Consider the following 24,248-nt stretch of genomic DNA (forward strand, 5'->3'; position numbering starts at 1 on the left):
CTTTAACTCTCGTCTTCGCTGTGCATGTGAGAAGACTCTGGCATCACTCCATCAGACGAACTGGTGACGACGACATCACCCTCGTTAAGTCCTGAAACAATCTCTGCCATAACCTTATTATTCAACCCAACGCTCACCTGTTTAGTAACCACCTTATTTTCCCCCACCAAAACAGAAACCCATGCTTTACGCTCTCTTGTCTCATCGCGTAAAGCATCACTTGGAACCAACAAAACATTCTGTGCGCGCCCTAAGATAATATGAACTTGAGCAGTCATATAGGTTCGCAAAAAATTGTCCGCATTATCAACATGTAGAATTCCATTGTAATAGATAGCCGATGATATTAAAGCACTAGAACCACTCACCATACCAGGATTAATACTCACATCAGCACGAATTGCTTCAGGAGCCGGCTCTACTTTTTCTAAAACGCCTTCATAACGACGCTGTGAATTACCTAGAACTGTAAAATAAAGTGGTTGTCCAGCTCGGACTTTAAGAACATCTGCTTCTGAGATTTGCGCCTTGATCGTCATCTTTGATAAATCACCCAAAATAACAATCGTTGGCGCCGACTGAACCGCATTCACATTCTGCCCTTCTTCCACAACTGTTGCCAAAACCGTTCCCGCTGAAGGGGCAGTGATGCGTGTATAACCTAAATTAACCTCTGCACTCTCCACATCAATTTGTGCTTGCACAATCTGCTGACGAAGTTGTTCAATTTGCGCCTCGCGTATTTTCACCTGTGTCGTAGCCTCATCGAGGTTCGCACGTGAAACCGCACGTGTTTCAATCATTTTTTTCTGACGCTCTAAATTTTTCTGTGCAAGAGAAAGATAGGCTTCTTGTTCTATCAAACTCGCATAATAATGCGATAATGCTGCTTTTTTTCTTTTTAAATCATTTTCCTGATCTGTAGGATCAATTTCTGCCAAGAGATCGCCTTCTTTCACAACACTCCCAGGGGAAACATGCATTGACACCACACGCCCTGTTGCTCGCGCACCAACAGCCACCAACCGGTAAGGACGTACAAGACCAGAAGCTAAAACACTTTCCTCAATATCCCCACGTTTCACCACCGCTGTTATATAAGTTGGAGTAGATGTTCCAAAAAAAACAGAACGTAACCATAACAACAAGAGAATGAGAAATATAGCAGTTAAAAAGAAGGAAAGTTTTTTGTGTTTTGTAATGAAATTTTTGAGTAAGTTTTTTTTCATTTCCCTACCTTTGCACGCGAACGAGGTGCATTATCAACGACTTCTGGACGCGATACATCAACAACGCCATCCCAGCCCCCCCCCAATGCTTTCATCAACGTGATATATTGCGTAACCAAAGAAACACGGCTATCTTTAAGCGCCATTTGTGCAGAATAATAAGAGCGATCAGCATTTAACAATTCAAGAAAACTAGTATTTCCATTCTCAAAAAGGTTCCGTGAAAGTTTTAAGGAATGAAGAGAAGCTTTATTCGCAACGATTAGCTTTTCTAAGCGTTGATGTTCCTTCGTTAATCTTACAAGCGCATTTTCTACATCTTCTAAAGCTTCCAACACAGCAGCTCGATAAGTAATAAAAGCTTGATCACGCTGCGCGCGCGCTACCGCAATAGAAGCCTCGACCTGACCTCCATTAAAAAGAGGAAAACGAAGACCAGGTCCAAAAGACCAGCCAATCGTTGAATTTTTCCATAATTGATCAATTGCCGTTGCTGCTGTCGAAATATTACCTGTTAAAGTAAGTGATGGATAACGATCTGCTTCACGTTGACCAATCCGTGCTGTCGCTTGCGCATATTGACGCTCTGCCCGTCGCAAATCTGGACGTGTTAACAAAATATCGGCTGGAATTCCTGCTGGTATCGGCCAGCGTGGTTGTGGAATCTTTGCATGCTTAGCATTTTTTTGTAAAAGATCCTTCAATGCCGTAGGCACACGACCAGTTAAGACAGAAAGGCGATGAACGCTCATTGCTAAATTCGCTTCCATCTGTGATATATCTGCTTCTGTATTTGCCATTTGTGCTTGCGCATTTGAAACATCAAGCTCAGAAACATCACCAGCTGTTAATCTAGCGCGCATCAGTTCATAAGTTTTACGTTGTGATACAGCAATTTGCCGCACAATAAACAACTTTTGTTGCCAGCCACGCATTTGCACATAATTTGTTGCCACATCTCCTAGTAATGTCACCATGGTAGCGCGCATATCTTCCACAGCCGCATCAAGGCCATAACGCGCTGCTTCAACCGCACGTTTATGCCCACCAAAAAAATCAAGCTCCCAGCTTGCATCAAAACCACTACTATACTGGTTTAACAATGCATCAGACTGTCCAGAACGACTACGGGTTCCTGAAATTGAATTGGACACATTTGGCAAAAGAGTTCCCACAACCTGTCCTAAACCCGCACGCGCCTCACGTACCCGAGCTTTGGCAACAGCAACATTATTATTTCCAGAAATCGCGTAATCCATTAACGCATCTAGAACAGGATCATTCAAATGCCGCCACCATCCGGCAAGCGCAACGGGCTGCCCAGCAGTCTGTGCAGATTTTTCTCCCCAAACTGCTGGAACACGAAAAGATGTTTTCTGGTAATTAGGACCAACCATACATCCTGACAAAAGCAAACACAACAAGACACTAAAAAATAATCCACGAGAAGCGCCCCATTTGAGATTTCTGATATACATCCAGTCTCCCGCATTCTTTCAGAATCATTATTTAATATTAATACTTTATTTACCTCTTATTTCAAACTTGACGTGAAAAATCAAATACAGTTTGCACAGGAATATGATCTGAAGGACGTTCCCATCCGCGCGCATCACGAAAAATCGAAAGATCTACAACAAAAGGGGCTAAATCTTGAGAAGACCAAACATGGTCAAGCCGCCGCCCATAATCAGTAAATGCCCAATCGCGAGCACGATAACTCCACCATGTGTAAAGCTTGGTAGGAACAGGAATATGCAACCGCATCAGATCAACCCATCCACCTTGACAACACAAATCCTGCAAACGCTCGGTTTCAATGGGAGTATGGCTTACAACCTTCAACAATTGCTGATGAGACCAAACATCCTCTGCCAAAGGAGCAATATTTAAATCTCCCACCAAAAGAGAAGAAAGACCATCGCCTTGATCCGCACGAATGGAGGACATTTCTTCTAAAAAATCAAGCTTATGACGAAACTTTTCATTCACATCAGCATCAGGGATATCTCCCCCAGCAGGAACATAAAAATTATGAATCCGCAAGCTTCTCCCATGGGCTTCCACAATAACTGAGATATAACGGCAATCTTGGTTTTGGCAAAAAAAACGCTTTTCTACCTTTTTAAAAGGCAAACGAGAAACAATAGCCACCCCGTTATAAGATTTTTGTCCACTCAATGCGATATGCTTATAACCCGCTGCTTCAAAAGCCTCCACTGGAAATAAAGCATCTGGACATTTTGTTTCCTGTAGACACAAAACATCTGCGGAAAAGAGTTCCAAATACTGAAAAACCTGTGCAAGACGCAAACGAATAGAATTAATATTCCAAGTCGCAATACGAAAGAACATTTGTTTTAATCCCAATGACGTAACACTCTTTCTTCATTTCTTCGAAGGAAGTGTGAACATCCCATTAGCGAACCGGACGTCTGTCCGCACATTCATAATCTGCACAGTAGTTTCCAAATTTTGTTGGTCAACAATTGTCCACTGTCGCAAAGCAGAGCCTTTAGAATCAAAAACCATCCTTATTTGCCCTGCCCCAATCGTCTGATCACGCAGAACAATCGTCACGGCCCCTGGATCTTCGCGAAATGCGAACAAGCGCCCAGAAGATACATCAATTTTATCATCCAACAGAAATTTCATTGGCGTTTGCGAAAGTTGTGAAAAGTTCCAAGTATTCAAAGCCCGATTGTTAATGCCCACAAATTGGCCATCTGAAATAATCTGTAAAGGCATTTTTTTGTAAATGAAACGAATTTTCCCTGGACGCTCTAAATAAAATGTCCCCTGAGACATTTTTCCCTTTGGACTAAACTGAATAAAATCACCTGTCATTGTTTTGATTGCCGCAAAGTGATTCACAACATTTTGCGCCTTTATCACTTTATTAGATACTTGCGAAAAAACAGGAAAAGTTAAACACCAAAAGATAATAATTCCCACCAACCCAAAGATTCTTCTTTGCGGTAAAAAAGACGTTTTCATAAAAAATGCTCCCAAGCAATACTTAATTGACTTTATAATTCATAACTTAAGTGATCAACGACGAATAAATACCCTTCTTTATAAGATAAAGATATTGTTTGAAAAAAATATCAAAAGATTTTTAAAAGTATTCTTCTTCGACAGTCTCCAAAACTTTTCGCTTACCCATATCATTTACTGGACTAATGATGCCTTCTTCTTCCATCATTTCAATCAATGTTGCAGCACAGTTATAACCAATGCCTAAACGACATTGAATATAAGAAGTTGAAGCCTTACGATCACGAAGCACAATAGCAACAGCTTGACAATAGAGATCATTTGCTAAAGAAAAAACTAAAGAAACATCCTTTTTTATTTCTTGCGGTATCGTTTCCAAATAACCAGTCTGCGTTTAAGTTTCCGAAATCATCAAATTTTCCTGCTTTTCTGCTGATTTTCTAAACGCATAATGTATTCTTTCCCACCCCTAATCTATGAAGCAACATAAATTATAGTCAATACATAATGGATTAAGGACTAAACATATTACTCGCGAACCTGAAAGCTCTTTTAAGTATCAAAAATGCTTTTTTGACTTCCTTCCCACCCAAAAGAATAAAAATCTTCATCCGAACCACTCTGTAAACAGTTTGGAGTTTAGCAAATTTCACTTAGCTTCCCACCCCATATAATTCATTTATATTAAGACTCGACAGATCAGCCTTGCCCTAAATATTTAGAGCGCACTTAAAAAGACACTTAAATACCAAACCTTACATGCTTTTACCCCCCTCTACACTCGCAATGACATTATTTTATACCAAGATATTGATTTATAATAATTTATCTTTTTAACTTAAATCATAACGCCAAATACAATAAGATTCTCTCATCACATACTCTCTCATATTAAATCAATTCAAATCATTTGCTTGCACATTACAAGCAAGGTTGATGTATGGATAAAAGTTATATAAGATTAAAGAATCCCCTTATAAGGAGTCTCAAGTACCAAGGAGCTATCGCAAATTGAGAGCTGGTATATGAAAATGCAGACTTTCTACGATACAATAGGATAAACACTTATTTTATAAGGTATTATAAAAAACAACTATAAAGATTTTTCAAAAGCGCTCTTCTTCAGCAGGCACTAAAATTTCTCGTTTCCCTGCGTGATTTGCTGGACTAATAATACCTTCTTCTTCCATCCTCTCAATCAATGTCGCAGCGCGGTTATAACCAATGCCTAAACGGCGTTGAATATAAGAGGTCGAAGCCTTACGATCACGAAGCACAATAGCAACAGCTCGACTATAGGGATCATCTTCTGAAGGAGAAGACAAAGAAACATCAGCACCATCCTCTTCAACTTCTTGCGTAATTGTTTCTAAATAATCAGGTCGTGCTTGCGCTTTGAGATGCGCAACAACCTGCTCCACTTCATCATCCGCAACAAAAGGCCCATGCACACGCTGAATACGTCCTCCTCCCATCATAAAGAGCATATCTCCTTGTCCCAATAATTGCTCGGCCCCCTGTTCGCCTAAAATTGTTCGGCTATCAATTTTTGAACTCACAGAAAAAGAAATACGTGTAGGAAAATTGGCTTTAATCGTCCCAGTAATAACATCGACGGAAGGACGCTGTGTCGCCATAATTACATGGATACCGGCAGCACGTGCCATTTGTGCTAAACGTTGAACCGCTCCTTCAATATCTTTCCCAGCAACCATCATCAAATCAGCCATTTCATCAATAATGACAACAATATAGGGCATAGGACTAAAATCAAGTGTTTCCGTTTCATAAAGAGGCTCACCGGTCTCGCGATCAAATCCAACTTGAATTGTCCGCACCATTGTCTCTCCCTGACTTGCAGCTTCCCTAAGACGTGCATTAAACCCATCAATATTACGAACGCCTAGTTTTGACATTTTACTATAGCGCTCTTCCATTTCACGAACAGCCCACTTTAAAGCAATCACGGCTTTTTTAGGATCTGTCACCACGGGTGTTAATAAATGGGGAATGCCATCATAAACCGAAAGCTCAAGCATTTTCGGGTCCACCATAATGAGACGACATTGTTCAGGTGTCATACGATAAAGCAATGATAAAATCATTGTATTAATAGCAACAGACTTTCCTGATCCTGTTGTACCAGCAACCAAAAGATGGGGCATTTTTGCTAAATCTGCAACAACAGCTTCTCCTCCGATTGTCTTACCCAAAGCAAGTCCTAGCTTTGCTTTGCTGTCAATAAATTCTTGCGCCTGCAACATTTCTCGTAAATAAACCATCTCACGCTTTGCATTAGGCAATTCTATTCCAATAACATTACGTCCTGGAACCACCGCAACACGCGCCGAAATCGCACGCATCGAGCGTGCAATATCATCTGCCAAACCAATGATACGGGAAGACTTAATACCTGCAGCCGGTTCAAATTCATACAAAGTTACTACCGGTCCAAGACAAGCATCTATAATTTTTCCTTTGACCCCAAAATCTAACAAAACCCCTTCAAGTTCCTGAGAATTTGCTCTTAAAACAGCAGGAGAAAGTTTTGCATCCCTAACAGACGGTGGTGGAACCGAAAGATAATCTACAAGAGGAAGAACAAAACCACCATTTGAAGAAGCTGTTAAAGACTTTCGATTTTTAACAGGAGAAACATAGGCTTTATTTTGATTTTTCTCACACTTTACTTTTTCACCCAAAAAAGTTGGCTCAATCCGATCAAATGGCTTTCCTTGCCCTTTACTCTGAAAACGCCTTTTGAAACAGAATAAACGAAAAAAACGCGCTTGTAAAAAATAAAAAAGATGCAAAAGAGCGCCACAAGTTGTCGCAAAAAAACCATGATTTTCACGATCCTCCTCTGCGGCATATTCCGTATCTTCTTCCAACTCAAAGACTGGATTAACGATTTCGTCTTTTGGAATGCTTTTTTCTTTTCTTTTCTTTGTTCGACGCCGCCATATCACATTACCAGCAAAAGCAGCGGTGAAAAAACCTAAAAGAATAAAAACAACACTGAAAAACACCGTGTAAGGAGGAGAAAGAAAAAGAGGAAAGACTGAAGAAGCAACACTTAAAACTTTATCTCCTAAAACCCCTCCCAATCCCATTGGCAATGGCCAATAAGTAAAAGAAGCAACAGGTGACATAAGGGCAAAAGCAATTAAAAAACAAATCGTTGATAGCACCCATAAAAAAAAGCGCAAAGTCAAATTGTAGATATTCTTTTGCGCCAACAAGAGAAAAGACCAAAATAACGGTGGCAACAAAACAGAAAGACTTGCCAAGCCAAAAAACTGCATAATAAAATCTGAAAAAATTGCCCCCATCCACCCCATAAGGTTTGTAACCTCATTTGTACTTGCATGGGTTAAAGATGGGTCCGCAACATTCCACGTCGCCAAAGCAAACACACAAAAAATAATAAAGCCCAAAAGCCCAAGCCCAATAAATACTCCTATCTGACGTAAAAACATCTCAATAAGACGCGAACCTTGAGAATTTCGCACTTCTAATGAATCATAAGGAGAAGAACTTCGGTGCATCTATCAATTCCAAATACAAAACTTTCATATTTTAAAGAGTTATAACTCCCTCTCTCTCTTAAAAAAGAATGAAGCTTAAACTCTGTGCCGATTTGTAAACAAATCGCCTGTAAACAATCCGACTTCTTATCTAGCGCGTTCTACCTTCTAATCACTTCATATCATTCATATACCCACCACCCTAAGAGACAATCGTTCATAAGGCGCACAAAAAGCCCTCCCTGAATATTTATCCACACGATCAACCAAAAAACACCTCATGTGTAAAGTGTTACATGGGTGCTATAAGCACCTTCCTAAACAAATAATATTTTTTACGCTACACCATGATAACGGCAAAATATGAATACTGTTTTAACCATCACGAATGACCACAATTTTTATCTATCATACTAACGAAATGGCCCCTTTCAGGACAAGCATACTGAAGCAACTCACACAACTAAAAAAATACACAACCATCTTTGTTTATTTTTAGTTTTCTTTTTTATCAACCAAGTGTAAAAAGAATTGAAGAAGATATTTAAAAAAGCTTATCCGATAAATCTGTAAGATGAATCACATAAATGATTAAGCAGAAAAACTCTGAAAAACCAATCTGTCATCAGATTGGCGCTAAAAAGAAACCTCGTTTTTGTAAAGCAGAGAGAAAAGTAAAGGTTAAGATATTTTAGCAATGTAAAAAGATATTCTTTTTAAAAGAAAGCAAACTATAAACAATGGAAGAAGTATTGTGTGTTCTAATCGCAATAAAAACGTACAACCCAATAAAAAAATTAAATCTCATAAAACTAAACAATGTGATCTGCTCATTGCAGGGGGGGCAGCTGTCGGTTTAACCCTAGCGATAGCACTCAAGCAAACAGCCCCTAATCTGAAAATAAAAATCGTTGATGCTGCTCCACAAGGAGATACCCCTGCTTCTAACATACGAACCATTGCCCTTGCTGCTGCTTCTATTCGTATGTTAAAACAATTACAATGTTGGGAATCTATAAAACCCTATGCGCAACCCATTCATTCAATGATCATCACAGATACAAGCACAAATGATCCTGTCAAACCCACTCTTTTAACCTTTGAAGGCGACATTAATCCCGGCGAGCCCTTTGCTGCTATGGTAGAGCATAGAGAACTCATCAACACTTTAAAAAAACGTGTCAAAGATCTCAATATCCCTGTTATTACAAACACCCGTGTCATTGATTTTCATCAAGAAGACCAACATACAACCGTCACTTTAAATAATGAAGAGGTTTGGCAAACAAAATTGCTTATTGCAGCTGATGGAGCCCATTCGAAATTACGCCAAAAAGCAGATCTTAAAAACTTTTCTCATCCCTATAAACAAACAGCAATCATCTGCACAGTTGAACATGAAAAACCCCATAATGGTCAAGCAATTCAACATTTTTTACCTGCCGGTCCTTTTGCTCTTCTCCCTCTCAAAGGCAACCGATCCGCCATTGTGTGGAATGAAGATCATAAAACTGCGCAATATTATCTCAAAGCTGATGCACTTATTTTTGAAACAGAACTCGAAAGACGCATTGGCCATCGATTAGGCAAACTCTCTTGGGATGGCGAACGTCAAGCTTTTCCTTTGAGTCTTTCTTTAACACGTCAATGCGTTAAACCACGTTTTGCTCTCGCTGGCGATGCCGCCCATACCATCCACCCCATTGCAGGACAAGGACTCAATTTAGGATTACGCGATAGCGCTGCGCTGGCTGAAGTGATTATTGAAACAGCACGACTAGGTCTTGACATTGGCTCCCTCACGGCTTTAGAGCGCTATCAAAGCTGGAGACGTTTTGAAATTGTCCGTATGGCTTTAAGCAATGATTGGCTTAATAAACTCTTTTCTAATGATAGCCTTCTTTTACGGATGCTCCGCGATACCGGCCTTGGAATCATTAATCAAGCACCAAAAATAAAAAAATACTTCATTCAAGAAGCTGCCGGACTCTCTCCAAATGCCCCACGTCTTCTACGCGGCTTCCCACTTTAAGCAAAAATTCATACTATTTCACTTTTTTTACAACCTTTGCCTTCCTCCTTCAAAGAACAAAAAATTCCTATCTCATCCAATCTGTTTACAAACCGGATTCCTGTCGAGTAATTTTTTCTTGACTTCCTCCTCCCATATTTCACTTAACATTAAACTCGACAAGCAAGCTACATTCTAAGAATATTCACCATACACTGAAAAAACGTTTAATATCTCAGAGAGGTTGTTGCTTTATATCACCACACCTTAAAAGAAGCCATTTCACGGCATAATAAAATAAACAAGACTTTTTAGCACACAACACTTTTATTTATAATAATAAGTTCATTGTTCTCATATTGAGTGAGAAATCTAAAGATCATAAAATACCCTTATTTCAAATCTCTCTCATGTTGAAGCAATCAAAATCATTCGCTTGCACATCACAAGCGAAAGTGTCGTATAAATAAAAACAATTAAACAAAGCGACAAAAGCCTCCCTCTCTCAAGAACTAAGGACTTTAGCAATATTGGAGGCGAGTAAAGTGTATAAGGACGCCGGCTTATACTTTTTATTGAAGTAAAAATGGTGGTGTACAATGAATTTTATATGATCATAGGGGCTTTTACGTTATACTATTCACGAGAAGCGCCATAAAATAAGCTTAGTTGCATTGAAAAATTTTTCTTTTAAAAAAGCGCGTAAATTGGAAACACAAATGCATTCCGTTTGGCGCATTCTGTTTCTCAGACAAACCCTTTAACTTATTGTGGAATACCACACAATTTTAGAAAAAATATTCCGATATATAACAAAGTATTCCGCACTCTATACCATCACACACAATTGTAAACCTGCATACCCCCCTATTTCACACCATAAAAGAAGATAAACCGCAATAGAAATGATCCAATCCTTTTATTTTCAAATACACTCTTTATTCATTATTCATAAACGCTCATAAATGAATTTTAATCACAAACGCTCAGAAATATGTCATAAATTCTATAAACCCCATAACAGCCATAGAAATTTTCCATTTTCTACACACTCACTCATCTCAACTAACGATAAATAAAGTAAATGCCTCATATATAATCTTACAGAAAAAAGCCCAAACAAAATCTATAACATCAGGCTTGTTCTACAGAACAGTATTTCAAAAATATAAGTATACTAATTTATTAACATATTAATTGATAAAATTATCATTTTACATATTGAGTTAAAATCCCTATGCAATAAATTATTCTCATTTCGACCATTTTTGTAAATAATCAATAAAACTCTTTATTTACATAGACTAAAAAGAGCAACGTTAATGAAACGATAAAAAGAAGTAAAATATCCCCCCTCTCTCACATGCCAAAAGCAATTACAATATTCCAATCTGGCATCATCATTATGCTTGCCAGATTATGACAACAAGACCTTTTGCATTTAAATAAATTGTTCACGCTCCCTATCATTGTATTTGGTAACTCAATACTTTAATATATTCGTTCAGTATATTTATACAATTAAATTACCCAAAAGAGCATACTTCTTGCATTTACATTCCTTGGTATTCCCTTATCTTGTAAAGATCGCACACGTGTTACGTTACTTCGAGTTCATCAAGTGTATACCCATTCTCCAACCACTCTTTAATCCACTTAGGTCTACGTCCACGCCCATTCCATAATTCCCATTGGTTATTGGGATTTCTATAATGGCGCTCTTTGCTCACAAGATCAGCGATATCAATTCCATGGGCATTAGCAATTTCAAGAATTTTTCGTCGCGCATTTTGCTTTTCCTTTGCTTGCCGTTTTTTTAATTCCACATCGATTTGTGTACGCATCTCTTGTAGCTCATCAAAATTCATATTTTTGAGATCATTCACCTTAATTACTCCCCTTGCAAAAAAGAATCTTTTCTTGCCATATTTTAAACACAATTATAGACAATTTCTGTCTATTTATTATCGAAATTAAAATTACGATACATATATCACTTTGACGGAGATGTGCTTTGGACCACAAAGAGCTGTTTATTGGTATATCAGTTACCACCACTGCATCTTTTTTCAGTTCAATTTCTGAAACTACTAAATGCAGTGCTCAAGCGCCATCACACCTCTCTGAATCTTATGAATCAGTAGTCAAAAGTAAATATAAATCGTCACTCTATAAGTTATGGCAATACGCAACAAAGAACAAGCCCTCTCTGTATAATGATAGTGTAGTTCATTATGACAAGAAAACCTCCCCTCATACACAACGGCTTTTTACTTCGTATAAATTTTTTTTGAAAAGATTTTTGCAACTAGAGGATTATATAAAACAAGCAGCTTCAATACAGTATCAAAGATTATTATTTTTTAAAAGCAGCGCCTTTCTTCGTGATTCGAATAATATTGGTTGGCGTAATATGCTCTATTTTATTCAACACTTTTATCTTGTTGGTTGGATATTTGCATATATTAGAAATCTTCTTAGAAGAGAACAAAGCAATAATCACAAGGAATATTCTAAGCTAAACAATCTCATTCTGCAAATTTATAAAATCAAAAGACAACGAGAAAAAGCACAACACAGAATTAGCATTTGTATTAATAAAATTCTTCATAATAAGGTGTATTGCTAATGATTGTTCCAGATTTCACATTTTTTGCTGCTGCATACATATCCAATATGCCCCCCATGACATTTTCAGTTGTTGCCGAACAAGAAACGCGGGACAATGTCTATGTAACAGATGATAAAGATAACTTGTTCTATCAATCATCTCAGCTTAAGGAAACAATCGCAACAGCTGAACAGAATGAACATAATTTTAACATAATTTTAGGGCAAATTGATGTTGGAAATATGAAATTGTTTTCTCTTTTTGATGCGTTTGATTTTTGCGGAAATATTACAGCTGTACAAAGCGCTTTAACTTACTGCTATCAACAAACAACATCAAAGTGCATCTTTGAAAAAGCGACTTTGCAGTCTATGCTGAATTTTTACAATACAGAAAACTCAAGCCACACCCGTATGCAAAAAGTTACTTCATATGTTGGAGTAAAAGCTGCTGTACGAGGAAATGAAGGCTTGCAGGAGCCTATAAAGCTTAAAAAAGAAGAACCAGAACAGACAACTAAAGTAGATTCTCTTCCTCTCTCTTCAAAAGGAGAGGAAGATGCATTTACACATAAAGAAAGTAGCGCCCACGATGCTTTTTCAGCTGAAGATTTTTCTTCATCGAGAAGATCGCTGAGTGATGACTGATATTTTCACGAAACTCCAGAAATTTGATAGGATATTATAATGAAAGGTAGATAAGAAAATGTTAAAGCTCTAATTAGTAAGATTGAACAAAATCTCTTCTAATTGAGGGCAAAGATAATGAAAATGATAGAACAAAGCAGCGTTGATATAGCATTTAGTCAAAAAGCAGCACGTGAGATTACAGTCGTGATGCTTTCAGAAAGGGAATGGTATTTCACGTTTATTTCCGATGATCCAATCACCGGAAAGCCAAATAAATATACATTACTTACACAAAGAGGAAAACTAAGAACTTGGGCTGATCCAAAATATCTCTTTAAATTTCTTCATGAAAGAGGGGTCATTTGTGGGAGTTTTAATCTTAATCAGGATAAAGAACATGAAACAATTAAATATTCTTCACACAACAGCTCGTAATAAAATTGCTGCATTTTCTGCAGCTTTAACTGTATTTTTTATGACCGCTCCTGTATCCACCCAAGCAGCGGGTTTAGAGCCTGCAAAAAAAGCTTTAGGACTGCTTCAAACAGATTTAAAAACGATTATCCCTATCGCTGCTGCCGTAATACTTTTGTGCTTAGCAATTGGTTATGCAGGGCGCTATATCGGAAAAGACACATTTGTACGGTGGGCAATCGGTGTTGTTATCGCTGGTTCAGCAACTGAACTTGCTAGTTTATTATTTAAACCCAACTAATAAATCTTTTGAAACATGAAATGCTTCTTTCATGAAAAAAGAATTTTAGACTTTAATACTTTTATTCCACATCAATTCAATGAAATTATCCCTTATTTCATGGAAAAAATACTTGCGCCAAATACAATTTGATAAGGTTGAACAATATGAAAAAATTAATCAATTTTCAATTGAATGATAATAATAAAATTACCGCAACCTCTGCAGTTTTAACTGTATTTTTTATGAACAATCCCGTATGGGCTCAAGCAGCAAAAGGTTTGAAAAACGCAGATACAGCTTTAAACGCGCTCCAAAAAGACTTGAAAGAAATTATTCCTATTGCTGCAGCCGTGATACTTCTGTGCTTAGCGATTGCTTATGCAGGGCGCTATATCGGAAGAGATACATTCGTACGATGGGCAATTGGTGTCGTTATCGCTGGTTCAGCAACTGAACTTGCTAATTTGTTATTTAAAAACCCCTGATAAATCTTATTAAACACTAAGTGTATCTATTATAAAAAACTTAGATTTCTGTATTTTATTTAGTGAAATAACAAACTATATCAAAAAAAGAGATTATTTATACCAACTGTAATCTAAATTGGAATAAGCAATATGAAACAATTAAAAACTCTTCAAACAATAATTTGGAATAAAGCTACTAAAACCTCTGCAGCTTTAACTGTATTTTTTATGGCCAATCCTGTTTTAGCCCAAGCAGTAGTTCTACAACCTGCAAATAACGCTTTAACTGCACTCCAAACAGACTTAAAAACGATTATCCCCATTGCTGCTGCCGTGATACTTTTGTGCTTAGCAATTGGTTATGCAGGGCGCTACATCGGAAAAGATACATTCGTACGGTGGGCAATTGGTGTCGTTATCGCGGGTTCAGCAGCTGAACTTGCAAATATGTTATTCAAAAGCGCGTAATAAAAATGACTATAAAAGTCATGCTGTATAAAATATCTTTTTATCCTAAAGAGAAATCTAAATTGAGATAAACAATATGAAAAAATCAAAAACTCTTCAAACAATAATTCGGAATAAAGCTACTAAAACTTCTGCAGCTTTAACTGTATTTTTTATGGCCAATCCTGTGTATGCTCAACAATTAACAACTGCAAAAAGTGCTTTAGAAAAACTCCGTGATGACTTAAAGTTGCTTATCCCTATTGCTGCTGCCGTGATACTTTTGTGCTTAGCAATTGCTTATGCTGGACGCTACATCGGAAAAGATACATTCGTACGGTGGGCAATCGGGGTCGTTATCGCTGGTTCAGCAGTTGAACTTGCAAATATGTTATTCAAAGGCGCGTAATGAGAATGACTATTAAAGTCATGCAGTATAAAATATCTTTTTATTCTAAAGAAAAATCTAAATTGAGACAAACAATATGAAACAATCAAAAACTCTTCAAACAATAATCTGGAATAAAGCTACTAAAACCTCTGCAGCTTTAACTGTATTTTTTATGGCCAATCCTGTGTTAGCCCAAGCAGTAGTTTTAGATCCTGCCAACAAAGCTTTAACTGCTCTCCAAACAGACTTGAAAGCGATTATCCCTCTTGCTGCTGCCGTGATACTTTTGTGCTTAGCAATTGCTTATGCAGGACGCTACATCGGAAAAGATACATTCGTACGATGGGCAATCGGTGTTGTTATCGCTGGTTCAGCAACCCAACTTGCAAATATGTTATTCACAGGCGCGTAATGAGAATGAATATTAAAGTCATTCAGTATAAAATATCTTTTTATTCTAAAGAGAAATCTAAATTGAGACAAACAATATGAGACAACCAAATACCCTTCAAACAATAGTTAGAAATAGAAATATTAAAATTTCTGCAACTTTAATTATATTTTTTATGAGCAATTCTGTATATGCTCAAGTAAAATTAGCAAATGCAAAAACTGCTTTGGAGGCTTTACAGAACGACCTCATTGGAAACATTATCCCTATTGCTGCTGCTGTTATACTTTTATGCTTAGCCATTCTCTATGCAGGGCGCTACATCGAAAAGGATACATTTATACGATGGGCAATCGGTGTTATCATTGCTGGATCAGCAACCCAACTTGCTAAAATGCTATTTACAGGTGTTGTGTGAATAAGTATAATACAAAATGTTTTTAAGATAAAATTGTATCTAATAATTATTAATATGGCAAAATTCTATTCCATTTATGATAGAAATACAAAGCATTCATGAAACTTTAATAAGAGTAAAATATGCAAAAACTAATCAACCTTCAATCAAAAAATAACAACAGAATCATTGTAATTTCTGCGACTATAGCTGCGTTTTTTATAACGTATCCCGCATATGCAGAAATAAAGAATGCTAAAGACGCTTTAACAGCTCTACAAACAGACCTTATTACCAATATTATTCCTGTTGCTGCTGCCGTTATACTTTTATGCTTAGCAATTGGTTACGCAGGACGTTACATTGAAAGAGATACATTTATACGATGGGCAATCGGTGTTATCATCGCTGGATCAGCAACCCAACTTGCGAAGCTGTTATTCACAGGTACAGTTAGTTAAAACTAAAGATAGTAACTATGATACAAAATGTTATCTATAACCTTCAATGAGAGAAATATGCGAAAATTAATTAGCTTCCAATCAAAGAACAATAACAAAATCATCACACTTTCTGCAGCTATAACTATATTTTTTATGATACATCCCGTATGGGCCCAAGCAAACGGTTTAGCTCCTGCAAAAAAAGCTTTAGAAGAACTCCAAAAAGATCTTAATACTAATATTATTCCTGTCGCTGCTGCTGTTATACTTTTATGCTTAGCAATTGGTTATGCTGGACGCTACATCGGAAAAGATACATTTATACGATGGGCAATCGGCGTTGTCGTCGCTGGCTCAGCAACCCAACTTGCGAGCCTGTTATTCAAGGGGCAAGTGTGAGTCTTTATAATACATAATGTTTTTAAATTAAGAGTTTATATTTGCTAATTGTAACATATAAAGATAGTAATTTGTTTATGTTAAAAAATATAAAATATTCATGAAAATTTAATGAAAGCAAAATATGCGAAAATTAATTAATGTCCAAACACAAAATAACAACAGAATCATAGTAATTTCTACAGCTATAATTACATTTTTTATAACACAGTCTGCATATGCAAATGCGCAATTAGCTCCTGCTGAAAAAGCTCTGACTGCTCTAAAAAAAGATCTTATTGATCACATTATTCCTGTTGCTGCTGCCGTGATACTTTTGTGCTTAGCAATTGGTTACGCAGGCCGCTATATAGGAAAAGATACATTTGTACGGTGGGCAATCGGCGTTGTCATTGCTGGCTCGGCAACCCAACTTGCTAAACTGCTATTTACAGATCAAGCATAAATTAGTATAATACGTAATGTTTTTAATGTTCGTTGATTATAGATTTGTACCAGTAATAATATCGCTCATACTACGAAAAAAGGAATATTATTTATAGTAACTTTAATTAAAAGGGGATAAAAGATATGAAAAAATTAAATACGCTTCAATCAAAAATATGTAAGATTAGTGCTATTTTTATAACTTTGATTATGTTATTAATAACTCAATCTGCATATGCTCAGACGGAAACAAAGAGTTTAGATGTTTTCATAGGGATGCAATATGGATTAAGTATAATTATTCCTATCGTTGCTGCTATCATTCTTTTATTACTTTTGCTTATTTATATATTTCGCATTATCGCAAGAGCTACATTTATGCGATGGGCATTCAGTGTCATTATTGCTGGTGCAGCTTTTTATATTAGCCACATATTATTTCACCTCCAGTGACGAGAACATTCCATGAAATCGCAAGAAAAAAAAGAATTCCCCCTATTCAAGGGAGCAACACGTGTTCCAACGATATGGGGTGTCCCCATGATGCCATTTATCGTTATGGTTATGGGGGTTGCTGTTATTGCTATGACAGTAAGTATCTTTTTGTGGATTATAGCACCTCCATTATGGTTTATTATGGTGCAAATTACTAAAAACGATGATAAGGCGTTTCGTATCTGGTGGTTATGGATCGATACTAAATTTCGCAATCGCAACAAAGGTTTTTGGGGCGCATCAAGTTATAGTCCCTCTGATTATAGTAAAAGGAGATAAACATGACAGCTGTTGAAAGCAGCAAACGCCTTGCATCAGAGACACCTGTAAGCCTGTTTCTGCCTTATTCACATCATATTACAGATACGATTATTTCTACTAAAAATGCGGAATATTTGTCAATTTGGAAAATTGATGGGCGTTCGCATCAAAGCGCTTCAGAAGAAGATATTTTTCAATGGATAAAAGAGCTTAACAATACTCTACGGGGTCTTGCATCAGCCAATTTATCATTTTGGACGCATATTGTGCGCCGCCGTGTTTATGAATATCCTGATTCAACATTTGATCAAATGTTTTGCTATCAACTTGATGAAAAATATCGACAAAGCTTTACTGGTTATAATTTGATGGTCAATGATTTATATCTGACTGTCATTTTTCAACCGATAGCGGATAAAATTATGTCGTTCTTTTCTAAACATGAACGTGAAACGCTTGATCAAAAAAAGATGCGACAAGACACATGTATCAAAGAACTCAATGACATCAATCGTACTTTAGGCCAATCTTTAAACCATTACGGTGCAGAACTTCTTGGTGCTTATGAAAAAAATGGGCATGCTTATTCTTCTGCTCTTGAATTCCTTGGAATGCTTGTCAATGGTGAATATCGCCCTATGCCAATTTGCCATAACCGTTTTGCTGACTATATGTCTGTCAATCGACCTTTTTTCTCAAAATGGGGCGCTCTTGGTGAACTGCGAACAACCAGTGGAATGCGTCGATTTGGAATGCTTGAAATTAAAGAATATGATGCAACAACCAAACCAGGACAATTAAATGTTTTGTTGGAAAGTGACTTCGAGTTCGTATTGACGCAGAGCTTTTCAGTGCTCTCCCGACATGCTGCTAAAGACTATTTACAACGGCATCAGCGTAATCTTATTGATGCACGAGATGTGGCAACGAGCCAAATTGAACAAATTGACGAAGCACTAAACCAGCTTATCAGTGGGCATTTTGTCATGGGAGAACATCACTGCACATTGACGATCTATGGTGATACAATTCAACAAGTTCGCGACCATATGGCCAAAGCAAGTGCAGCATTACTAGACGTTGCGGTACTGCCCAAACCTGTAGACTTAGCGATAGAGGCTGGCTATTGGGCACAACTTCCTGGCAATTGGAAATGGAGACCACGTCCTGCTCCGATTACATCATTGAACTTTTTGTCATTTTCATCTTTTCATAATTTTATGTCAGGAAAACCCACTGGCAACCCATGGGGACCAGCCGTCACAATTCTTAAAACAACCAGTAAAACACCGCTTTATTTCAACTTTCATGCCTCCAAACTTGAAGAGGACTCGACAGATAAACGTTTACTTGGTAATACCGCACTTATCGGACAATCTGGTTCCGGTAAAACCGTGTTACTCGGCTTTTTGTTAGCACAAGCACAAAAATTTAAGCCGACAACTGTTGTTTTTGATAAAGATCGTGGCATGGAAATTGCCATTCGGGCGATGGGTGGAAAATATTTAACATTCAAGCCAGGCAGAAAAAGTGGTTTCAATCCTTTCCAACTCCCACCCACACAAGAAAATCTTATTTTTCTGAAACAATTTGTTAAAAAATTGGCAGAAGCTGGTGGTGAAGTCACGCATCACGACGAAGAAGAAATTAACAAAGCAGTTATGTCTGTTATGAGTGCTAACATTGACCGATCACTCCGTCGTTTGTCCTTTCTAGTACAATTTTTACCAAATCCACGTTTAAGTGATTATAATGCTCACCCATCTGTTCATGCTCGCTTACTAAAATGGTGTGAAGGTGGTGATTATGGGTGGTTGTTTGATAATCCCCATGATGCTCTTGATCTCTCAACACATCAAATTTACGGCTTTGATATCACGGAATTCTTAGATAATTTTGAAACTCGCACTCCAGTGATGATGTATTTGCTTTACCGCACAGAAGGCATGATTAGCGGACAGCGGTTTATGTATATCTTTGACGAGTTTTGGAAGCCTTTGCAAGATCCGTACTTTGAAGATTTAGCCAAAAATAAACAAAAGACCATCCGTAAACAAAATGGTATTTTTGTTTATGCAACACAAGAGCCTAGCGATGCCTTGGAAAGTAATATTGCCAAAACACTTATTCAACAGTGTGCAACTTACATTTTTCTAGCCAATCCCAAAGCAAATTATGAAGATTATACAAAAGGCTTTAAACTAACAGATGCCGAATTTGAACTCGTTAAAGGACTTGGTGAGTTTAGTCGCCAATTCCTCATTAAGCAGGGTGATCAATCTGCGCTTGCAGAACTGAATCTTGGTAAATTCCATCTAACACGCGATGGAAAAACCATCGAACACGACTTTAGTGACGAGCTCTTAGTGTTATCAGGAACGCCTGATAACGCAGAGTTAGCCGAAAGCATTATCGCAGAAGTTGGTGATGATCCGGCAATATGGTTACCAATTTTCTTACAGCACGCAAAAAATGACAGGAGGGAAACATGAAAAAAAAGGTCATTTCAATAGTAGTTGTAATAACTTTAGGGGTTTCAAACCCAGCGATGGCTTGGGTTTGGGGCGCTGGGTCGGCGGATTTATCGGCATCCGTTCCAACGAAGTGGCCCAATTTTTTTGGAAGTTCATCTTCAAATACATCAAAGTCTAAAAAAACTCCACAGCAAAAGAAAGCGCCACCTGATGCCCAACTTCTCGATATGCTAAAAAAACACCTTGAGGAAGTAAAAAAGATACACGAGTCTATAACGGGAAGCCAAAAATTCGACACTAAAAAACTTAAAAATGTACAAACAGATCACAGTAGCTTTTTTCTCAAAAATCCAGAGAATCTCTACAATAGAAATAAAACTTCTGCTCTATCTACATCACTTGAAAATATTTTAAAAGAAGAAGAAATTCCTGTCACTATCCATGAATCTAGCAGTTTTATCAACAAGCGTATCCAATATGCAGCCATCACTGATAAAGCCGTAAGTTTAAAAACTTTTCAAGAAGCAAACAATCGTTTTCAGCAAATTGAAGAACTATTAAACGAGATCACGACAACAAAAGATCTAAAAAGTATTGCCGAGTTACAAGCACATATAATTGGAATGCTTGCTATGCTACAAAATGAAACAGCAAAACTACAAATGGTTACACATTTACGCAATGCTGAACATACACTTATCAAACAACAGAAAGATAAACATAACATAAAAATTTTGAATAGTAAAAACACGAACATGCCTACCATAAGATTCATTAGGTAAAGCTTTTTGTAGCAATATTTTGTATATTATTTTTCCTGTATGCTCGTAAAAAGAAAAAGTTAATGCGTAATACTCAATTCTCTCTCATAGATCGAAAAGGTCTACGAAGTTTCATTTTATCCTTAAAAAAATTCAACGAAAAATGCTCAAAAAGCATATAAAAAGTTGAAAATTCGTTAAAGAGGAATTCCATGGACTTTACAGTGTTCACGCAACTTTTCAGTAAAATTGATCAGATAACAAAAACATATGTCACGGATATTTCCTCAAAAGCAATTGTTACAATTACACCCTTTGTATCAATCGGTATCACAATCGCTTTCATCATCTATGGTTGGCTCATCATCCGGGGCGCTATCGATATGCCTCTCTCCGGATTCGTAAACCGTTTCCTACGGATAAGTATTATTACTTCAATAGCTCTTACCACAGGACTTTATCNTTTTACAGTGTTCACACAACTTTTCAGTAAAATTGATCAGATAACAAAAACATATGTCACGGATGTTTCCTCAAAAGCAATTGTTACAATTACACCCTTTGTTTCAATTGGAATCACAATCGCTTTCATCATCTACGGATGGCTCATCATTCGTGGCGCTATAGATATGCCTCTCTCCGGATTCGTAAACCGTTTCCTACGGATAAGTATTATTACTTCAATAGCTCTTACCACAGGACTTTATCAACCAGAAATCACAAATTTAATAACACAAATGCCCTATGAGTTATCAAAAGCGCTCATAACAAATCCACTCGATGATNGAGTGAAATTGCCAATTTGATAACACAAATGCCCTATGAGTTATCAAAAGCGCTCATAACAAATCCACTCAATGATACACAATTAATGAATTTACTTGACAAAACAGCAGGCGGAGGATTTCAATATGCAGGCCGCCTTTTCCAAGAAACCGTCTTCTTCGAGTCCAATGGACTGCTTTACAGTCTCTTAGGCATCATTATCTTGCTAGCAACAAGCTTCGTCGTAGCAATCGGTGGTGGCCTCGTTCTACTGACAAAAATCGCTATTACACTTCTTGTAGGATGGGGACCATTCTTCATCATTGCTTTGCTCTGGCAACCAACTCATCGCCTTTTCGAGCAATGGATAATCCAAGTCGTGAATTATATAATCCTCTTTCTACTCTTAGCAACTGTATTTAATCTAATGATGAATATCTTTGCAAACTATTTGAGTGATATGAAACTCGATTACAATCAGAATGTAGCATACATGTTTGGAGGAGCTCTCATCTTGTCTATTATATCCATCATGCTGTTACTCAAACTATCAAGCATGGCCAATTCTCTCGCAAAAGGCATTACATTCGGACATCTATGGAGACATAAAAACTAGATGAGATAAAAAGCAATGGTTCCCGTAACAGACGCCCTTAATATCCATATGACAAAATAACGAGGATATCCAATCCTAAAGTAAAAAATATTTGCACTGAAATTGAGCTATTTTCATAAATTAAAAAATGAAATTAAGAAAAGATAAATTATCGTAAACTATACACTTTACTTTAGTGTCAAAATTATAATAATGACAACAAATATCAGAATGTATATAACAGTAAAAAGAGTCATATTAAAATGAAGTCGATCATTCTTGTGATTTTGATTGCAAACCTTTTATCGGCTTGTGCATTAGCACCAAAGCTAAAACAGCCCAATGATAGGAACCGTGTGCCTATTAATAAAACAATCCCTGCCGAAATCAAGCGAGGAGACAGATGAAAAAGCGATTTATTATAACAGGAATGATTACCCTTTGGGGAATACTGAATCTAGCTCCAGCAAATGCAGGTGTAAGCGTAGTAACTTTCGAATCCCGAACACCACCTAAGGACCCAACTGTAGACTTACCACCTGCTTCACCGCCACAATCTGCTCTACCAGCAGAATATCTGGAGCTTATTGATCTATTAAAAAAAGAGGAAATTATTGAGCTCTTAAAAAAACAGCTTGCGTTAAAAAAAGAACAACTTTCACAAACAGAAAAAGCTTATCAGGCTATAACAAAGAGTCAGAAAACAAACCCAAAGCAAATAGACTTTTCTAGTTTTTTTCTCAAAGAACCAGAATCGCTCTATAAGAAGAAGCAGCTTTCAAGGGAATCATATCAAAAGGTATTGGAGGAAGAAAACAAAATTTCTGGGACTTTTGATCAAATGAGCAAAGCTATTTCTGGGCATTTACAATCTGTATCGGTTCTAGATAAAGTTGTAAATTTGAAAAGTTTTGAACATGTAGAAAATCGTTTTCAATACCTCAAACAGTTATTCGATGAACTTCAAATAAAAGAAAACCTGAAAGACATTGCTGATCTTCAAGCACATATCGATGGTATATTAGTCATGATCCAAANTCTTTTGGGGATGATAAATCTGGCACATGCAAGCAATGTTGATGGAAATCATTTAGGTGGTAACGTGCGGCTAAATCTTTTAAGGGCACAGATTCTTTCGGAATCAGATACTAAACAGAATTCACCTGCTCCATCGCCACAACCTGCTCTACCAGCAGAATATCTGGAGCTTATTAAGCTATTAAAAAAAGGGGAAATTATTGAGCTCTTAACAAAACAGCTTGCGTTAAAAAAAGAACAACTTTCACAAATAGAAAAAGCCTATCAGGCTATAACAAAGAATCAGAAAACAAACCCAAAGCAAATAGACCTTTCTAATTTTTTTCTCAAAGAACCAGAATCTCTCTATAAGAAGAATCAGCTTTCAAGGGAATTATATCAAAAGGCATTGGAGGAAGAAAACAAAATTTCTGGGACTTTTGATCAAGTAGGCAAGTCTATTTTTGCTCGTTTAGAATTTGTATCGACTTTAGATAAAGCGGTAACTTTAAAAACTTTTCAACATGTAGAAAATCGTTTTCAATACCTCAAACAGTTATTTGATGAACTTCAAATAAAAGAAAACCTGAAAGACATTGCTGATCTTCAAGCACATATCGATGGTATATTAGTCATGATCCAAAATGAATCTATAAAGATGCAAATGGTAGCGCATTTACGTGATGCTGAATACTCACTTATCAAAAGGAAAAGACACGAACTTGATATGAAATTTTTTAACCATGAAAAAAAAGAGATGCCTAGCATACGGTGAAAACACTTAGGTAATGTATAAATGCAAATGAAGCGTTTAGCAT

At 37.0% G+C, this 24,248-nt stretch carries 25 protein-coding genes and 3 pseudogenes; 21 read left to right on the plus strand and 7 right to left on the minus strand.

The genetic code is table 11. The annotated features are described in order from the left end of the window. Positions 1–2 precede the first annotated feature (2 nt). The 6 genes and pseudogenes from ACFIMS_RS00580 to ACFIMS_RS00605 all read right to left on the minus strand — a co-directional run bounded on the left by ACFIMS_RS00580 (position 3) and on the right by ACFIMS_RS00605 (position 7,774). Positions 3–1,229: an efflux RND transporter periplasmic adaptor subunit gene (locus tag ACFIMS_RS00580; RefSeq protein WP_375638250.1), complete on the minus strand. Its 1,227-nt coding sequence runs from the start codon at positions 1,227–1,229 to the stop codon at positions 3–5. Further along, on the minus strand, positions 1,226–2,707 hold the full coding sequence (locus ACFIMS_RS00585) for an efflux transporter outer membrane subunit (protein ID WP_375696280.1): 1,482 nt from the start codon (positions 2,705–2,707) through the stop codon (positions 1,226–1,228). Before ACFIMS_RS00585 ends, ACFIMS_RS00580 begins: the two co-directional genes overlap by 4 nt. 61 nt (positions 2,708–2,768) lie before the next feature. Then, positions 2,769–3,584: an exodeoxyribonuclease III gene (locus tag ACFIMS_RS00590; protein ID WP_375611707.1), complete on the minus strand. Its 816-nt coding sequence runs from the start codon at positions 3,582–3,584 to the stop codon at positions 2,769–2,771. A 33-nt stretch (positions 3,585–3,617) separates the two neighbouring features. After that, positions 3,618–4,226, minus strand: coding sequence for an outer membrane lipoprotein carrier protein LolA (locus ACFIMS_RS00595; protein WP_375696281.1), 609 nt, complete (start codon positions 4,224–4,226; stop codon positions 3,618–3,620). A 121-nt stretch (positions 4,227–4,347) separates the two neighbouring features. Beyond that, positions 4,348–4,608: pseudogene (locus ACFIMS_RS00600) on the minus strand (DNA translocase FtsK); the annotation flags it as partial. A gap of 724 nt (positions 4,609–5,332) precedes the next feature. Continuing rightward, a complete protein-coding gene (locus tag ACFIMS_RS00605) occupies positions 5,333–7,774 on the minus strand; it encodes a DNA translocase FtsK 4TM domain-containing protein (protein ID WP_375696282.1) in 2,442 nt (813 codons plus the stop codon). Between the two features lie 733 nt (positions 7,775–8,507). Here ACFIMS_RS00605 and ACFIMS_RS00610 point away from each other — a divergent pair. Beyond that, positions 8,508–9,785 carry a ubiquinone biosynthesis hydroxylase gene (locus tag ACFIMS_RS00610; protein ID WP_375681261.1) on the plus strand — a complete coding sequence of 426 codons (1,278 nt, stop codon included), beginning with the start codon at positions 8,508–8,510 and terminating at the stop codon, positions 9,783–9,785. A 1,577-nt stretch (positions 9,786–11,362) separates the two neighbouring features. Here the strand turns inward: ACFIMS_RS00610 and ACFIMS_RS00615 are convergent. Then, positions 11,363–11,650, minus strand: coding sequence for an H-NS family nucleoid-associated regulatory protein (locus ACFIMS_RS00615; RefSeq protein WP_015857007.1), 288 nt, complete (start codon positions 11,648–11,650; stop codon positions 11,363–11,365). 128 nt (positions 11,651–11,778) lie between these two features. Between ACFIMS_RS00615 and ACFIMS_RS00620 the strand changes: the two genes are divergently transcribed. The 20 genes and pseudogenes from ACFIMS_RS00620 (at position 11,779) to ACFIMS_RS00715 (ending at position 24,205) form a co-directional block, all read left to right on the plus strand. Continuing rightward, positions 11,779–12,393 carry a hypothetical protein gene (locus ACFIMS_RS00620; protein WP_375696283.1) on the plus strand — a complete coding sequence of 205 codons (615 nt, stop codon included), beginning with the start codon at positions 11,779–11,781 and terminating at the stop codon, positions 12,391–12,393. Beyond that, on the plus strand, positions 12,393–13,022 hold the full coding sequence (locus ACFIMS_RS00625; RefSeq protein WP_375696284.1) for a TrwN protein: 630 nt from the start codon (positions 12,393–12,395) through the stop codon (positions 13,020–13,022). Before ACFIMS_RS00620 ends, ACFIMS_RS00625 begins: the two co-directional genes overlap by 1 nt. A 117-nt stretch (positions 13,023–13,139) precedes the next feature. Continuing rightward, entirely contained in the window at positions 13,140–13,439 is a 300-nt protein-coding gene (korA, locus tag ACFIMS_RS00630) for a KorA family transcriptional regulator (RefSeq protein ID WP_375681258.1), read from the plus strand. Further along, positions 13,402–13,719, plus strand: coding sequence for a VirB2 family type IV secretion system major pilin TrwL (trwL, locus tag ACFIMS_RS00635; RefSeq protein WP_375681257.1), 318 nt, complete (start codon positions 13,402–13,404; stop codon positions 13,717–13,719). Before korA ends, trwL (ACFIMS_RS00635) begins: the two co-directional genes overlap by 38 nt. Before the next feature lie 146 nt (positions 13,720–13,865). Further along, positions 13,866–14,186 carry a VirB2 family type IV secretion system major pilin TrwL gene (gene trwL, locus ACFIMS_RS00640; protein WP_375621038.1) on the plus strand — a complete coding sequence of 107 codons (321 nt, stop codon included), beginning with the start codon at positions 13,866–13,868 and terminating at the stop codon, positions 14,184–14,186. A gap of 132 nt (positions 14,187–14,318) precedes the next feature. Next, positions 14,319–14,636 (plus strand): VirB2 family type IV secretion system major pilin TrwL, encoded by a 318-nt coding sequence (trwL, locus tag ACFIMS_RS00645; protein WP_375621039.1) that lies wholly within the window; start codon positions 14,319–14,321, stop codon positions 14,634–14,636. 76 nt (positions 14,637–14,712) lie between these two features. Then, on the plus strand, positions 14,713–15,024 hold the full coding sequence (gene trwL, locus ACFIMS_RS00650) for a VirB2 family type IV secretion system major pilin TrwL (protein ID WP_375681256.1): 312 nt from the start codon (positions 14,713–14,715) through the stop codon (positions 15,022–15,024). Positions 15,025–15,100: 76 nt separating this feature from the next. Beyond that, positions 15,101–15,418 (plus strand): VirB2 family type IV secretion system major pilin TrwL, encoded by a 318-nt coding sequence (gene trwL, locus ACFIMS_RS00655; protein ID WP_375681255.1) that lies wholly within the window; start codon positions 15,101–15,103, stop codon positions 15,416–15,418. A gap of 76 nt (positions 15,419–15,494) precedes the next feature. Continuing rightward, on the plus strand, positions 15,495–15,815 hold the full coding sequence (gene trwL, locus ACFIMS_RS00660) for a VirB2 family type IV secretion system major pilin TrwL (protein ID WP_375681254.1): 321 nt from the start codon (positions 15,495–15,497) through the stop codon (positions 15,813–15,815). A gap of 122 nt (positions 15,816–15,937) precedes the next feature. Further along, positions 15,938–16,255 (plus strand): VirB2 family type IV secretion system major pilin TrwL, encoded by a 318-nt coding sequence (gene trwL, locus ACFIMS_RS00665; protein ID WP_375610330.1) that lies wholly within the window; start codon positions 15,938–15,940, stop codon positions 16,253–16,255. A 57-nt stretch (positions 16,256–16,312) separates the two neighbouring features. Beyond that, positions 16,313–16,636 (plus strand): VirB2 family type IV secretion system major pilin TrwL, encoded by a 324-nt coding sequence (trwL, locus tag ACFIMS_RS00670; RefSeq protein WP_375652478.1) that lies wholly within the window; start codon positions 16,313–16,315, stop codon positions 16,634–16,636. Positions 16,637–16,760: 124 nt separating this feature from the next. After that, positions 16,761–17,081, plus strand: coding sequence for a VirB2 family type IV secretion system major pilin TrwL (trwL, locus tag ACFIMS_RS00675; RefSeq protein WP_375681253.1), 321 nt, complete (start codon positions 16,761–16,763; stop codon positions 17,079–17,081). A gap of 125 nt (positions 17,082–17,206) precedes the next feature. Further along, complete coding sequence (locus ACFIMS_RS00680; RefSeq protein WP_375681252.1) at positions 17,207–17,515, plus strand: conjugal transfer protein; 309 nt, start codon at positions 17,207–17,209, stop codon at positions 17,513–17,515. Between the two features lie 12 nt (positions 17,516–17,527). Continuing rightward, on the plus strand, positions 17,528–17,836 hold the full coding sequence (locus ACFIMS_RS00685) for a type IV secretion system protein VirB3 (protein WP_375613868.1): 309 nt from the start codon (positions 17,528–17,530) through the stop codon (positions 17,834–17,836). 2 nt (positions 17,837–17,838) lie between these two features. Further along, positions 17,839–20,310 carry a VirB4 family type IV secretion/conjugal transfer ATPase gene (locus tag ACFIMS_RS00690; RefSeq protein ID WP_375696285.1) on the plus strand — a complete coding sequence of 824 codons (2,472 nt, stop codon included), beginning with the start codon at positions 17,839–17,841 and terminating at the stop codon, positions 20,308–20,310. Further along, positions 20,307–21,074, plus strand: a complete 768-nt coding sequence (locus ACFIMS_RS00695; RefSeq protein WP_375613870.1) for a type IV secretion system protein — start codon at positions 20,307–20,309, stop codon at positions 21,072–21,074. Before ACFIMS_RS00690 ends, ACFIMS_RS00695 begins: the two co-directional genes overlap by 4 nt. Before the next feature lie 191 nt (positions 21,075–21,265). After that, positions 21,266–21,514: pseudogene (locus ACFIMS_RS00700) on the plus strand (type IV secretion system protein); the annotation flags it as partial. Beyond that, positions 21,491–22,434: pseudogene (locus tag ACFIMS_RS00705) on the plus strand (type IV secretion system protein). The pseudogenes ACFIMS_RS00700 and ACFIMS_RS00705, both read left to right, overlap by 24 nt. 242 nt (positions 22,435–22,676) lie before the next feature. After that, a complete protein-coding gene (locus ACFIMS_RS00710; protein WP_273791747.1) occupies positions 22,677–22,820 on the plus strand; it encodes a TrwH protein in 144 nt (47 codons plus the stop codon). Beyond that, entirely contained in the window at positions 22,817–24,205 is a 1,389-nt protein-coding gene (locus ACFIMS_RS00715) for a type IV secretion system protein (RefSeq protein ID WP_375696286.1), read from the plus strand. Before ACFIMS_RS00710 ends, ACFIMS_RS00715 begins: the two co-directional genes overlap by 4 nt. Positions 24,206–24,248 lie beyond the last annotated feature (43 nt).

This window comes from Bartonella sp. AP331QHHD (assembly GCF_042195905.1).
Taxonomy (GTDB): domain Bacteria; phylum Pseudomonadota; class Alphaproteobacteria; order Rhizobiales; family Rhizobiaceae; genus Bartonella.

Excerpts from the sequence above, each read along its gene's own strand:
- ACFIMS_RS00580 (WP_375638250.1), bottom strand. The coding sequence starts at position 1,229 with ATGAAAAAAAACTTACTCAAAAATTTCATTACAAAACACAAAAAACTT.
- ACFIMS_RS00585 (WP_375696280.1), bottom strand. The coding sequence starts at position 2,707 with ATGTATATCAGAAATCTCAAATGGGGCGCTTCTCGTGGATTATTTTTT.
- ACFIMS_RS00590 (WP_375611707.1), bottom strand. The coding sequence starts at position 3,584 with ATGTTCTTTCGTATTGCGACTTGGAATATTAATTCTATTCGTTTGCGT.
- ACFIMS_RS00595 (WP_375696281.1), bottom strand. The coding sequence starts at position 4,226 with ATGAAAACGTCTTTTTTACCGCAAAGAAGAATCTTTGGGTTGGTGGGA.
- ACFIMS_RS00605 (WP_375696282.1), bottom strand. The coding sequence starts at position 7,774 with ATGCACCGAAGTTCTTCTCCTTATGATTCATTAGAAGTGCGAAATTCT.
- ACFIMS_RS00625 (WP_375696284.1), top strand. The coding sequence starts at position 12,393 with ATGATTGTTCCAGATTTCACATTTTTTGCTGCTGCATACATATCCAAT.
- korA (WP_375681258.1), top strand. The coding sequence starts at position 13,140 with ATGAAAATGATAGAACAAAGCAGCGTTGATATAGCATTTAGTCAAAAA.
- trwL (WP_375681257.1), top strand. The coding sequence starts at position 13,402 with ATGAAACAATTAAATATTCTTCACACAACAGCTCGTAATAAAATTGCT.
- trwL (WP_375621038.1), top strand. The coding sequence starts at position 13,866 with ATGAAAAAATTAATCAATTTTCAATTGAATGATAATAATAAAATTACC.
- trwL (WP_375621039.1), top strand. The coding sequence starts at position 14,319 with ATGAAACAATTAAAAACTCTTCAAACAATAATTTGGAATAAAGCTACT.
- trwL (WP_375681256.1), top strand. The coding sequence starts at position 14,713 with ATGAAAAAATCAAAAACTCTTCAAACAATAATTCGGAATAAAGCTACT.
- trwL (WP_375681255.1), top strand. The coding sequence starts at position 15,101 with ATGAAACAATCAAAAACTCTTCAAACAATAATCTGGAATAAAGCTACT.
- trwL (WP_375681254.1), top strand. The coding sequence starts at position 15,495 with ATGAGACAACCAAATACCCTTCAAACAATAGTTAGAAATAGAAATATT.
- trwL (WP_375610330.1), top strand. The coding sequence starts at position 15,938 with ATGCAAAAACTAATCAACCTTCAATCAAAAAATAACAACAGAATCATT.
- trwL (WP_375652478.1), top strand. The coding sequence starts at position 16,313 with ATGCGAAAATTAATTAGCTTCCAATCAAAGAACAATAACAAAATCATC.
- trwL (WP_375681253.1), top strand. The coding sequence starts at position 16,761 with ATGCGAAAATTAATTAATGTCCAAACACAAAATAACAACAGAATCATA.
- ACFIMS_RS00680 (WP_375681252.1), top strand. The coding sequence starts at position 17,207 with ATGAAAAAATTAAATACGCTTCAATCAAAAATATGTAAGATTAGTGCT.
- ACFIMS_RS00685 (WP_375613868.1), top strand. The coding sequence starts at position 17,528 with ATGAAATCGCAAGAAAAAAAAGAATTCCCCCTATTCAAGGGAGCAACA.
- ACFIMS_RS00690 (WP_375696285.1), top strand. The coding sequence starts at position 17,839 with ATGACAGCTGTTGAAAGCAGCAAACGCCTTGCATCAGAGACACCTGTA.
- ACFIMS_RS00695 (WP_375613870.1), top strand. The coding sequence starts at position 20,307 with ATGAAAAAAAAGGTCATTTCAATAGTAGTTGTAATAACTTTAGGGGTT.
- ACFIMS_RS00710 (WP_273791747.1), top strand. The coding sequence starts at position 22,677 with ATGAAGTCGATCATTCTTGTGATTTTGATTGCAAACCTTTTATCGGCT.